This is a genomic window from Rhizobium sp. L43 (assembly GCF_002531725.1).
Classification (GTDB): domain Bacteria; phylum Pseudomonadota; class Alphaproteobacteria; order Rhizobiales; family Rhizobiaceae; genus Rhizobium.
In genome coordinates this window covers 105,939-118,398 of record NZ_NWSQ01000022.1, presented here as the reverse complement: position 1 = coordinate 118,398, position 12,460 = coordinate 105,939, and the positions used below count along the sequence as shown (strand labels likewise).

Sequence of the window (12,460 nt, the reverse complement as noted above, 5' to 3'; positions counted from 1 at the left end):
AGCTCGACGCCCGTGCCATCCGGCTTCACCCGGATCTTCACGTTGTAGTCGACAACCCGTTTGACGGGCACGAGAATTTTCATGTGCAAACCCCTATTATTTCTCAGATTGCCGGCCGTCAGTGCGGCCGTTCGGCAAGCAACACCCAGAAAGCGAAGAGCGGCGTATCGACCGACCTCATGGCATGTTTGATGCCGGGGACATTGTAGAAGGATCCGCCGACGCGGGGCGAAAACCACTCCCCGTCACCTTGCTGGAACTCTCCCTTGGACAGCACGAGATAAACCTCCTCCGGCGCATGGTCATGATCCGGATAGCGCACATCAGGCGCCATCAACGTCACCCCGAACCACAGGTCGTTCCGCTCCTCCAATCCACCCGGGCCGATGATCATGGCATTGGCATGCCCATCGACGAAGTTGTCGCTGGCGGTCTGGTCATACTTGGTGCGTCGACGCCATTCAAGCATTGGTTCGATGCCTTTGAACGTCTCGATCAATCGCGTCAGCGAAGCATAGGAGGTATCCAGCGCGAGCGCCAGATCGAGGTGATTACAGACGGGCAACCGGCTGCCGTTTCCCGGGCGCGGGGCTCCCGGGCGCTCCAGCGCCGCAAAAAACTGACGGACCGAGCGGCGGGCCTCCGGGGCTTTCGCGAACTGATCGAAAGCCAGAGACGCGGCATCCACGAAAAGCTGGAGGCTTTCCCTGCGTAAACTCATATCATCCCCTCCCGAGACGATCGGCCGACAAGCGGCCGTTCCTTCAATCATATATCCTTGGCAATCATATATCCTTGGCGATGCGCAGGCCATCATAGATGGCGGCATGCGTGTTGCGCGCAGCGACAGCATCGCCGATCCTAAACAGCTGGAACTTGCCTTCGGGATTGCGAATGACGGACTGCGGTTCTCCGGAAAGAAGCTGGTCGTGCGACATCTCACCGAGATTGCTCGAATTGGGCTTCAGCTCGAAATACAGTTCGTCGAGCGGGATGGTCCCATGATTGACGACGATCTGGTCGAAGCTGCTCTGCTTGGCAATCCCGCCGTAGTCGCTGCCGACATGGGCGACGAGCTGGTTGCCGCTCTTCTCGACGGCCTCCAGGCGATAGGTGACGGTGAAGGTCACGTCGTGCTTCTGGAGAGAGCGCATATAGGGCACCAGGTTCATGGCCATGACCTCGGGCGCGAAAGACCGGTCGGGCGTCATGATCTCGACCTTGGCGCCGGCCTTTGCGAGAAACTCCGCCGCCTGCAGCCCGGCATGGTCGCCGGCATCGTCGAAAACAAGCACATTGGTGCCAGGCTTCACGTCGCCGGAGATGATATCCCAGGAGGAGACCACCAACTCGTTGCCGCGCGAGAGAACCTCGGTATGCGGCAGGCCGCCGGTCGCGATGATGACGACATCGGGATTTTCGGCTTCGATGGCGTCGGCTTCCGCCCAGCTGTTGAAGTGGAAGGTGACGTCGTATTTCTCGCACTGGCTCATGCGCCAGTCGATGATACTGATCATTTCCCTGCGACGCTCGCTTTGAGCGGTGAGCCGGATCTGGCCGCCGGGATGGTTCGCCGCTTCGAAAACGACGACCTTATGGCCGCGTTCTCCAGCGACGCGCGCCGCTTCCAGACCGGCCGGGCCGGCGCCGACGATGACGACCTTTTTCTTGGCCTCGGCCTTCGCCACGATATGCGGCATGGTCAGTTCGCGGCCGGTCGCGGCATTGTGGATGCAGAAGGCCGCGCCGCCCTGGTAGATGCGATCGAGACAGTAATTGGCGCCGACACAGGGACGAATATCCTCTTCCCGCTTTTCGATGATCTTGCGGACGATGTGCGGGTCGGTCATGTGGGCGCGGGTCATGCCGACCATGTCGACCTTGCCGGCCGCGATTGCATGGCGGGCGGTCGCGACATCCGGTATCTTCGCAGCATGGAAGGTCGGGAAGTCGGTCGCGGCACGGATCTCGCCGGCGAAATCGAGATGCGGCGAATTCGCCATGCCCTGGATCGGAATCACGTCGGTCAGACCGGCGTCGGTATCGATGTGGCCGCGGATCACGTTCAGATAATCGATGAGGCCGCTTTCCTTCAGGCGCTTGGAGATTTCAATGCCTTCGGCTTTGCCGGTGCCGCCGGGAAGACACTCGTCGGCGGTGTAGCGCAAACCGAGGATGAAGTCGTCGCCCACTCTTTTCCGGATCGCCTTGAACACGTCGAAACAGAAGCGCAGGCGGTTATCCAGCGAGCCGCCATAGGGGCCATCGAGTTCGTTGGTGAGCGGAGATACGAATTGATCGATCAGATGGCCGTAGGCCTCGAGTTCGACACCGTCCATGCCGCCCGCCTTCATGCGCTCGGCCGCGTCGGCGAAATCCTTGATGATGCGCTCGATATCCCAGTCTTCCATCTTCTTCGGGAAGGCGCGGTGGGACGCCTCGCGATGATGCGACGGCGCCACGACCGGCAGCCAGTCGCCCTTGTCCCAGCGCGTGCGCCGGCCGAGATGGGTGAGCTGGATCATGATCGCCGCCCCCTCTTCATGCACGGCGTCGGTCATTTCCCTGATCCAGGGAACGATCTCATCCTTATAGGCAAGCAGGTTGTTGAAGACAGGCGGGCTGTCCTTAGAGACCGCCGCCGAGCCCGCCGTCATCGTCAAGGCCACCCCGCCCTTTGCGCGCTCCACCGTATAGGCGCGATACCTCTCCTTCGGCATGCCGTCTTCCGGATAGGCCGGCTCGTGAGACGTCACGATGATACGGTTGCGAAGCGTCAGATGCTTGAGCTGATAGGGCTGCAGAAGGGGATCATTCGACATAGGCCGTGGTTCCGGATTAAAATCAAGGGAGACGCTAAGCGCAATGTACATATGTGTCAACCACGAAAACAGTTAAGTCGTTATTTTCGACACTGATGTACATTTTTCTTGTGCGCGGCTTCATAATTTGATAGGAGATAACGCATGGATCAGGCTTTGAACGACACTGGCTGGCGCGGATCGCAGGAGGGATGGCTGGAAGCAGCGTACCACTCCCTTCTCGAATCCGGCGTGGATTCGGTGAAAATTCTGCCGCTCGCGAAAAAGCTCAACCTCTCGCGCACGAGCTTTTACTGGTTCTTCAAGGATCGGGAGGAGTTGTTGGCTGCGCTCGTGGCGCGGTGGCGCGAAAAAAATACCGGCAACATCGTCAAGCAGTCAGAAGCCTATGCGGAATCGCTGGCCGAGGCGATGCTCAACGTCTTTGATTGCTGGCTCAACAACGATCTGTTCGACGCCAGGTTTGAATTCGCCGTGCGCAGCTGGGCGCTGCAGTCCGATGAGCTTCTCGCCGAGGTCCAGCAGGCCGATCAGATCCGCCTGGAGGCGCTGAAACGCATGTTCATGCGGTTCGGGTTACCAGAAACGACATCGGATGTCAGAGCGCGTACGACATACCTAGTTCAGATCGGATACATTTCCATGCAATCGAAGGAGGAACTCGCCGTCCGCATGAAACGGATTCCGGAATATATTGCGATCTACACGGGCGTTGTGCCGCAGCAGAGGGAGCTTGATCGCTTCTTCTCCAGGCATGGCCACAGGCCCGGTTAGAGGAGGCCAGGATGAGCGCTTCCTTGAGGATCGGCATCATTGGCGGCGGTGGCTGGCTGGGTGGAGCAATCGCCGGCTCGATCCTCGGTGCCGGCCTGGTCGATTCTCGAAATCTCTCCCTCTCCTATCGCAGTCAGCAGCCGGATCGTTTCCTGAATTCTTTCTGGACCGCCGACAATCAGGCGCTTGCCGACCGTTCGGACGTGATCCTTCTCTCCGTCCGCCCCGATGACTGGCGCTCCCTTGATGTCGAAGCCTCCGGCAAGCTCGTCATTTCGGTCATGGCGGGCATCGGTCTCGCCGCCCTTTCGCAACGCCACAAAACCGGCCGCGTCGTCCGTGCCCTGCCGAACGCCGCAGCCGAGGTGGCAAAGTCCTATACGCCCTGGATCGGCGCGAGCGATATCACGGAGGGCGACCGCGCCGTGGTCCGCGCCATTTTCGAGGCCTGCGGATCTGAGGACGAGGTCGCAAGGGAAAGCGATATAGATTACCTCACGGGTCTTTCCGGCTCGGGACCGGCCTTTCCGGCCCTGCTTGCGGCCGCCATGATGAGCGATGCCGTCGCCCGCGGCCTTCAGGCCGAGATTGCGCGCCGCGCCGTCAACACGGTGATATCAGGCGCCGGCCGCCTTTTGGAGCGTCGCGACGACTGTCCTGACGACGTCGTTCAAACCTTTCTCGACTATCGCGGCACCACCGCGGCAGCCATTGAAGGCATGCGCGCTGCGGGGTTTGACGCGTCGGTCGCCAAGGGATTGTCGGCGGCATTTGAGAAATCGGTGAGTATGGGAAAGACTTCCTGACAACCGTTGGGGCGGGCACTGCGGCACCCCGCTCGGCAAGACCAGCCGCTAAATAGAGGGAACGAGAATGAAGAAACTACTTGCATCGACCTGCCTGACATTCGGCCTGATCGGCGGGGCGTCTTTCGCCAGCGCCGCCGAATGCGGCAGTGTGACCATCGCCAGCATGAACTGGCAGAGCGCGGAGGTTCTCTCTAACCTCGACAAGTTCATCCTGAACGAAGGTTATGGCTGCCAGGCCGAAATCACCGTCGGCGACACCGTCCCGACGATCACGTCCATGTCCGAAAAAGGCCAGCCGGATATCGCGCCGGAAGCCTGGATCGACCTGCTGCCGGATGTCGTCAAGAAGGGCACGGATGAAGGCCGCATCGTCCAAGTCGGCTCGCCGCTGCCCGATGGCGGCGTACAGGGCTGGTGGATTCCCAAATATCTTGCCGATGCCCATCCCGACATCAAGACCATCGGCGATGTGCTGAAGCATCCGGAACTCTTCCCCGATCCTGAAGATTCGAAGAAGGGCGCCATCTTCAACGGCCCGCAGGGCTGGGGCGGCACCGTGGTGACCACGCAGCTCTACAAGGCTTTCGCCGCCGACAAGGCCGGCTTCACCCTCGTCGACACCGGCTCGGCTGCCGGTCTCGACGGTTCGATCGCCAAGGCTTACGAACGCAAGGAGGGCTGGGTCGGCTATTACTGGGCGCCGACCGCACTGCTCGGCAAGTATCAGATGGTCAAGCTCGAAGCCGGCGTGCCGGAAGATGCCACCGAGTGGAAGCGTTGCATCACCGTCGCCGATTGCCCCGATCCTAAGGCCGCAGCGTGGCCGGTCGACCACGTCGTCACCCTCGTCGCCAAGCCTTTCTCGGAAAAGGTCGGGCCGGAGGTCATGGACTACCTGACGAAGCGCTCCTGGAGCAACGACACGGTCAACAAGGTGATGGCCTGGATGACCGACAACCAGGCGACCGGCGAAGACGGCGCCAAGCACTTCCTGGAGGAAAACAAGGACCTCTGGACCAAGTGGGTCTCGCCGGAGGCAGCCGCGAAGATCGAAGCTGCTCTTTAAACACTGACTATTGCGGTGCGCGAAAGCGCACCGCTTCTCGCTCGCCGATAAAATCAAAAAGACTGCCACGGCTCGTTGAAGAAAAGGGGAACCGAATGGAATGGTTTTATAAATTCCCGCATATGGATGACGACGCCCTTCGCAATCTGAAGAAGGCGATCGATGACGGTTTTCGCACATTTACCCGCAGCTATGGCGACGCGATCGAAAGCCTCTTCTCTCCGCTGCAGCATTTTCTGATCGCCGCCGACCGCTTCATGACGCAGACGCCGTGGCCGATCATTACGGCAATCATCCTCGTCATCGCATGGTTTGCGAGCCGCAGCCTGAAGGTCGTCTTCGGCTGTCTCGTGACACTGCTGCTGATCGGCTATTTCGACATGTGGGACGATACGATGCGGACGGTCTCGATGATCTTCGTCTGTACCGTGCTCTCCATCGCCATCGGCATCCCGATGGGAATCTTGATGGCCCGCTCCGACCGGCTGCAGCGCGTTGTCAATCCGATCCTCGACGTCATGCAGACCATGCCGAGCTTCGTCTATCTCATCCCCGTCGTCATGCTGCTCGGCATCGGCAAGGTGCCGGGCCTGATCGCGGTGGTCATCTACGCCATCCCGCCGATGATCAGGCTGACCGACCTCGGCATCAGGCTGGTCGACAAAGACGTGCTCGAGGCAGCCGACGCCTTCGGAACGTCGAGTTCGCAGAAGCTGTTCAAGGTCCAGCTGCCGCTGGCCCTTCCCACCATCATGGCCGGCATCAACCAGACCATCATGATGGCGCTCGCCATGGTCGTCGTCGCCTCGATGATCGGCGTCCAGGGACTTGGCCAGCCGGTTCTGAAGGCAATCGCCAACCAGTACTTCACCCTGGGTATTTTCAACGGCCTTGCCATCGTCGGTATCGCCATCATCTTCGACCGGGTCAGCCAGGCATATGGCAAGAGGCTCCAGAAGCATCGGGAGATCGTCCATGGCTGATCAACGTTTCGGCGGCATCAAGATCCGCCATCTCTACAAGATCTTCGGCCCCAACCCGACCGCGCACATCGACGCTGTCCAGAAGGGATTGTCGAAGACCGAGCTCAACGAAAAGCACGGCCACGTGCTGGGCCTGAAGGATATCAATATCGAGATCCCCTCCGGCCGCATCCAGGTCATCATGGGTCTTTCGGGTTCGGGCAAGTCGACGCTTATCCGCCACATCAACCGTCTGATCGACCCGACATCAGGCGAGGTGCTGGTCGACGGCGTCGATGTCGTGAAGATGAACGACACGGAATTGCGAACGTTTCGCCGGCACCAGACGGCAATGGTGTTTCAGAAGTTCGCGCTCCTGCCACATCGAAACGTTCTCGACAACACCATCTTCGGCCTTGAAGTACAGGGTATGGAGCGCCCGAAAGCCATCGACGTCGCGATGCGCTGGCTGGAACGGGTCGGCCTGAAGGGCTTCGAGCAGAAATATCCCAACCAGCTCTCCGGCGGCATGCAGCAGCGCGTCGGCCTGGCGCGCGCCCTTTCCAACGATGCGCCGGTCCTTTTGATGGACGAAGCCTATTCGGCGCTCGACCCTTTGATCCGCATGGATATGCAGACGGTCCTTCTCGACATTCAGAAGGAAATCAAGAAAACCATCGTCTTCATCACCCACGATCTCGATGAAGCCCTTCGCCTGGGCGACCAGATTGCCATCCTGCGCGATGGCGAAGTCATCCAGCAGGGTACCAGCCAGGACATCGTCCTGCGGCCGGCCGACGCCTACATCGCCAACTTCGTCAAGGAGGTCAATCGCGGCCGGGTCATCCAGGTCGAAGCCGTCATGACCCCCCTGCACTCCGGCACGGCATCGGGCGGATTGACGATTGCATCAGGCACGACAGTCGAAGAGGCCGTCCGGATTCTGGCATCGTCGCCGGAGGCCGATGCCAGGGTGGTTTCACCGTCAGGAGAAGCGCTGGGTCTCGTCACCTTCCGCCAGCTTGCCGGCGCCATGGTGAACTCGCAGGAGGTAGCACCCCAACGCGACACTACGCTTTCGGTCGCACTTTGAAGCTTCGCTGAGGCCGTCTTTTCCAGTTCGATGGCGATCAGGTAGGTCGCCATATCAGGAACGGGGAAGACGGCCGCGTGACGCTTGGGGATCACGATGTCGAAACTCTTCCCTCGCCTGTTTTCGCCCGTCCGTCTGCGCGGACACACTTTGGGCAACAGGATCGTCTTCGAAGCGCATACCGCGAACATGGCGAGCGACGGCGTGCCCGGCGACCGGCATATCGCCTATTATGCCGAGCGTGCGATTGGCAGTGCCCTTCTATGAGGGTAGGCGAGCCGCACTGGAGCTGTGACGGCAGAGCGCTTCCTGTATGCCAAATGAGAAATTCAAGATCTCTATCCACTTTGCGCGGGGTGCTGCGCGAACATGCCTCCAGCCCGCACTTGCGTATACATTTTGCGCAAAGCCAGTCCAGACTGCGTCGCGAAAAGCCGATTGGCGGATAATATCGTAACCCGACAATTGCTCCATGGCTGCGGAACAATAAGATGAATCGCGACCGGGACCATGATGGTTTGCGGTTCCAAAGCCAAGCCCATTCATCCATCACCCCCAAAAAGGATGGAAGGGATCATACATACGCACACCATCCCGTGCGTATGCCTGCATGCATGTCTGCCTGCCGAAGGCAATCTTAGCGGTCCACTATAGAACCTTCGGCAGGCGACTGCGCGGCTCGCCCATGCGGGCACATCTTCATTAGCTCCAGGCAATGTGCATCTCGGCGAGACCGTCCCATTGAGCGGTTGGTGGCATCACGGACACATGCGATAAATTTGCCCTTTAGCGTAATCGTTTCATCATCTTGCCAATTGTCCCGTGTTCTGCCAGTTCCTTTCGTCAGGCTGCGAAAACGGGCGCGATGGGAACTGTCGACAATCTATTTAACGGGTTGGTTTTTTGACATTTGCCGCGCCCGAACTCGGCCCGCATCGGCTTGCGCAAGGCGCGGATTTCGATGCGACATCAGGCGGAAATCCACTCGTGCGCGTTGCTGCGCGCGGCCCTCGGATCGTCTAATATACAGGCCAGCCTTGCTCATCATTCCGTCAACCGGACCCTGATGCGCACACAGTGGAGGAGAATGATCGGGATGATTGGCCGAGGTACGTGCATCAATCCCGCATCCGCGAAGCTCGCCCTTCGTCCCGGTCTGCGGGCAATCGAAAAGGGCAAGGCGAAGCCACCGAATTGGACAACGGGAGCAGCATGACGGAAAATAGCACTCCGCAATTCTCATTTCGATTTCGCGGCTCGTCCTTCGACAACATGGTCGAAACGCTTGGGGGCGCCTTTGGCGCATTCGATGCCGAGCCCGTCGGCCGGGCGCAGGAGTTCCATTGGGGATTGGATTTTTCTGCGGCTGACAGCGCCGTCTTGCTAACCGGGTATCACGAGGCGGAGTTTCAGTTCAATATCGAGCCGACCGTCGATACGGCGGAGTATTTGTCGATCGTCGTGCCGCGCAGCGGCGGCATGGGGGTGGCTTATGGATCCCGCGTCGCGGAGGCGGGGCAAGGAAAATTGCTTCTCTATAACAATTTCGAACCGGACAGCGTCATCATGCACGGGCAGTCGAACGTCATCGACGAACTGCTGATCAACTGGTCCGTGATCCTCCAGACGATCGGCCAGACGTTCGAAATTCCATTCAGCGGCTCGCTCGACCTCCTGCCCGAACTGGATCTGTCGACGCCGGTCGGCCGGACGATCGGCAATCTGACGGAAACGATCGCCATCGGCATGCGCGACGACGGCCCCTTGCTGCAGTCGCCGATCGCCATGGCGCATATGACGCAGGCGCTGGCCGATCTGGTCGTGCGCTTGGTGCCGCACCGGCTGTCGCATTTCCTCGACAATGGGCCTGCCCTCATCGCTCCCCGGCATGTCCGCAAGGCGATCGAATTCATGCAGGCCAATATCGATCAGCCGATCACCATGCCGAAGGTCGCCGAAGCGGCCGGCGTCTCCAGCCGGGCGCTCGAAACCGGCTTTCGTGCCTTCAGGGGAACCTCTCCCGCCGCCTATTTGCTGACGCTTCGCCTGCGCGCGGCCAGGCAGGACTTGCTCGACCCCGAGAGCACGGAGACGATGAAGGCGATCTGTCTCAAATGGGGCTTCTTTCATTTCGGCCGGTTTTCCGCAGTCTATAAATCGACCTACGGAGAATATCCTTCCGACACCAGGAAGCGCGTCTACCGTCGATAAAAGCATATCATCGGGAGGTGCGCCGCGTCTCCCGGCTTACGGCGACGAAGAGGGCGGCAACCGGTAATGCCCTCTCATCGTCCGCGGATCGCGCTTGACGATCTCAAGCACGCCTTCGCGCTCTGCCAGGGCATTGAGCTCCCGCAGCACGAAAGAATGCGCGATCCCCAGCCTGCGCGCAAAGGCGCGGCTGTCATGCGCAATCCCGAGCTCGGCTGCGACGAGAAGACCCGCCTGTATCGTCGTCAGCCTGGCATCCCCGGCTTGCGCTGCCGCGACGAGGGCAAGAAACCGATCGACATCGGACGTTTCTTCATTCACGCGGCTTCTCGCCGGCGGAAGGATACCATGATCGACTTCGAGGTGGGCGTATCGCTTTGCCTGCCCGCGCTGCCAAGCGGGACAAGCACGTTCAGCTCGGGATAATAACCGGCGATACTGCCCCTCGGAATGTCATAGGGCACGAGACGGAAATCCTGCGCGATGCGCTCGATGCCGTCATCATATTCGCCCATCACGTCGACCCGGTCACCGGCCTCGGCGTTCATCGCCTTCAGATCGCCGGGATGAATGAAAATCACCTGCCGCTCTCCGTAGACGCCGCGATAACGGTCATCGAGACCGTAGACCGTCGTATTGTATTGATCGTGCGACCGGAACGTCTGCAGGGCGAAACGACGTCCCTCGCCCTTTCGCGCCCGCTGATGCACCGTCTCGTAAGGAAGCGCTTCGGACGAGAATGATGCCTTGCCTGCCGGCGTATCCCACTCCCGAAGGGCCGCTGCATTGCGCAGGTGGAAGCCGCGCGGCTTGCGCAGGCGCGCATTGTAGTTTTCGAAGCCCGGAATGGTCGCCTCGATATGATCGCGGATAAGGTCGTAGTCGTTGGCGAGCCCCGACCAATCGACCACGGCGGAGCCGACCGTCGCTTCCGCCATACCGGCAATGATGGCGACCTCCGAGAGCAGGTGCGGCGAGGCCGGACGATTGATGCCCGCAGAGCCATGCACCATGCTCATCGAATCCTCGACGCTGACGAGCTGGGAGTTGCCGGCGTCGTTGAGGTCCATCTCGGTGCGTCCGAGGCAGGGCAGGATGAAGGCGGCCTCGCCGGGCATGAGATGCGAATGATTGGGTTTGGTTGCGATGTGCACCGTCAGCTTCAGCTGCCGCAGCGCCTTTTCAACGAGGGCGCTGTCGGGCGTGGCACGCGCGAAATTGCCGCCAAGCCCGATGAAGGCCTCGGCCGAACCGTCGAGCATCGCGCCGATCGCCGCAAGGACATTATGGCCGTGTTCGCGGGGAACGGCGAAGCGGAAGTGTTTCTCCAGCGCATCGAGAAAATCGTCCGCCGGCTTTTCGTTGATGCCGACGGTGCGGTCGCCCTGCACGTTGGAATGGCCGCGCACCGGGCAAAGGCCGGCGCCTGATTTGCCGATATTGCCGCGCAGGAACATGAAGTTGGCGATCTCGCGGATCGTCGCGACCGAATGCAGATGCTGGGTGACCCCCATCGCCCAGGTGCAGATGACGCGTTCGGCGTTGATATAGACATCGGCGGCCCGTTCGATCTCCTCCCGGCCCAGTCCCGACTGGTCCTCGATCTCAGCCCAGCTTGTCGCCTCGACCGCGGCCCGATATGCCTGAAAATCCGCGCAGTGTTCGGTGAGAAATGCATGATCGAGAACGGAGGGCAGACCGGCGGCGACCGCTTTGTCTTCCTCGGCCAGCACGGCCTTCGCCATGCCCCGCACCGCGGCCATGTCGCCGCCGAGCTGCGGCTGCAGATATTGGCTGGCGATCTCGGTCGAACCGCCGCGCAGCATTTCGATCTTGTCCTGCGGATCGGAGAAGCGCTCCAGGCCGCGCTCGCGGATCGGATTGAAGACGACGATACGCGCACCGCGGATCGCCGCCCGGCGCAGGTCGCCGAGCATTCTCGGATGATTGGTGCCCGGGTTCTGACCGATCACGAAGATCGCATCGGCCTCTTCGAAATCCTCCAGCAGCACGGTGCCCTTGCCCACGCCGACGGCCTGGCGCATGGCGATGCCGCTTGCCTCGTGGCACATATTGGAGCAATCGGGAAAATTGTTGGTGCCGTAGACGCGCACGAACAGCTGGTACAGGAAGGCGGCTTCGTTGGTGGCCCGGCCCGAGGTGTAGAATTCTGCCCGGTTGGGGTTGTGGAGGCCCTTGAGGATACCGCCGATCTCGGCAAAGGCATCTTCCCACGAAACCGGCAGATAACGGTCGCTCGCCCCGTCATAGCGCATCGGATGCGTCAGGCGACCGTTGAGTTCCAGCTCATAGTCCGTCAGCCGGCGCAACTGCGATACCGTATTGTCCGCGAAGAAGGCGGGCGTTGCCCGCTTCTCCGTCGCCTCCCAGGCGACCGCCTTGACGCCGTTCTCACAGAACTCGAATGACGATCCGTGTTCCGGATCGCCCCAGGCGCAGCCCGGGCAATCGAACCCGTCTGGCTGGTTTGCCCTCAGCATGGTGCGCGCCCCCGAGAGGGGCATGCCGCTTTGCAGCAATTGCTTGCCGCAGCTCTTCAAAGCGCCCCAGCCGCCGGCTGCCGCCGATTTCTTGCCAATGAATTTTGTGTCCATGCGCCCTGTATTGTCGAAGCAGGGAAAACATCAAGGCCACAGGAACGATGGTTCGATAGAAAAAATCTATTGAAGAAGGACCGGGTCCCACGTGACCGGGGTTTCGAT

At 60.6% G+C, this 12,460-nt stretch carries 10 protein-coding genes and 2 pseudogenes; 7 read left to right on the top strand and 5 right to left on the bottom strand.

Annotated features, from left to right (window positions below; all coding sequences use genetic code 11):
• From CO667_RS25845 to CO667_RS25835, 3 genes and pseudogenes are all read right to left on the bottom strand, one after another.
• Positions 1–83 (bottom strand): annotated as a pseudogene (locus tag CO667_RS25845) (electron transfer flavoprotein subunit beta/FixA family protein); the annotation flags it as partial.
• A gap of 35 nt (positions 84–118) precedes the next feature.
• Positions 119–721 carry a dimethylsulfoniopropionate lyase gene (locus CO667_RS25840; RefSeq protein ID WP_097621130.1) on the bottom strand — a complete coding sequence of 201 codons (603 nt, stop codon included), beginning with the start codon at positions 719–721 and terminating at the stop codon, positions 119–121.
• Between the two features lie 64 nt (positions 722–785).
• A complete protein-coding gene (locus CO667_RS25835) occupies positions 786–2,822 on the bottom strand; it encodes an NADH:flavin oxidoreductase (protein WP_097621129.1) in 2,037 nt (678 codons plus the stop codon).
• Between the two features lie 144 nt (positions 2,823–2,966).
• Here CO667_RS25835 and CO667_RS25830 point away from each other — a divergent pair, with 144 nt between their 5' ends.
• The 7 genes and pseudogenes from CO667_RS25830 to CO667_RS25800 all read left to right on the top strand — a co-directional run bounded on the left by CO667_RS25830 (position 2,967) and on the right by CO667_RS25800 (position 9,737).
• Entirely contained in the window at positions 2,967–3,596 is a 630-nt protein-coding gene (locus CO667_RS25830; protein ID WP_097621128.1) for a TetR/AcrR family transcriptional regulator, read from the top strand.
• An 11-nt stretch (positions 3,597–3,607) separates the two neighbouring features.
• The gene (locus CO667_RS25825; RefSeq protein WP_097621127.1) at positions 3,608–4,402 is read left to right on the top strand and encodes a pyrroline-5-carboxylate reductase dimerization domain-containing protein; all 795 of its coding nucleotides are present in this window, start codon (positions 3,608–3,610) and stop codon (positions 4,400–4,402) included.
• A 67-nt stretch (positions 4,403–4,469) separates the two neighbouring features.
• On the top strand, positions 4,470–5,471 hold the full coding sequence (locus CO667_RS25820; protein WP_097621126.1) for an ABC transporter substrate-binding protein: 1,002 nt from the start codon (positions 4,470–4,472) through the stop codon (positions 5,469–5,471).
• A 95-nt stretch (positions 5,472–5,566) separates the two neighbouring features.
• Positions 5,567–6,454, top strand: a complete 888-nt coding sequence (locus tag CO667_RS25815) for a proline/glycine betaine ABC transporter permease (RefSeq protein WP_097621125.1) — start codon at positions 5,567–5,569, stop codon at positions 6,452–6,454.
• The gene (locus tag CO667_RS25810; protein WP_097621124.1) at positions 6,447–7,526 is read left to right on the top strand and encodes a glycine betaine/L-proline ABC transporter ATP-binding protein; all 1,080 of its coding nucleotides are present in this window, start codon (positions 6,447–6,449) and stop codon (positions 7,524–7,526) included. The genes CO667_RS25815 and CO667_RS25810 overlap by 8 nt, the downstream gene beginning before the upstream one ends.
• 96 nt (positions 7,527–7,622) lie before the next feature.
• Positions 7,623–7,784: pseudogene (locus tag CO667_RS25805) on the top strand (NADH oxidase); the annotation flags it as partial.
• A gap of 954 nt (positions 7,785–8,738) precedes the next feature.
• Entirely contained in the window at positions 8,739–9,737 is a 999-nt protein-coding gene (locus CO667_RS25800; protein ID WP_097621123.1) for an AraC family transcriptional regulator, read from the top strand.
• Positions 9,738–9,773: 36 nt separating this feature from the next.
• On the opposite strand, the gene CO667_RS25795 is transcribed toward CO667_RS25800, so the two are convergent.
• Positions 9,774–10,058, bottom strand: a complete 285-nt coding sequence (locus tag CO667_RS25795; RefSeq protein WP_097621122.1) for a hypothetical protein — start codon at positions 10,056–10,058, stop codon at positions 9,774–9,776.
• A complete protein-coding gene (locus tag CO667_RS25790; protein WP_097621121.1) occupies positions 10,055–12,352 on the bottom strand; it encodes an FdhF/YdeP family oxidoreductase in 2,298 nt (765 codons plus the stop codon). Before CO667_RS25790 ends, CO667_RS25795 begins: the two co-directional genes overlap by 4 nt.
• Between the last annotated feature and the right edge of the window lie 108 nt (positions 12,353–12,460).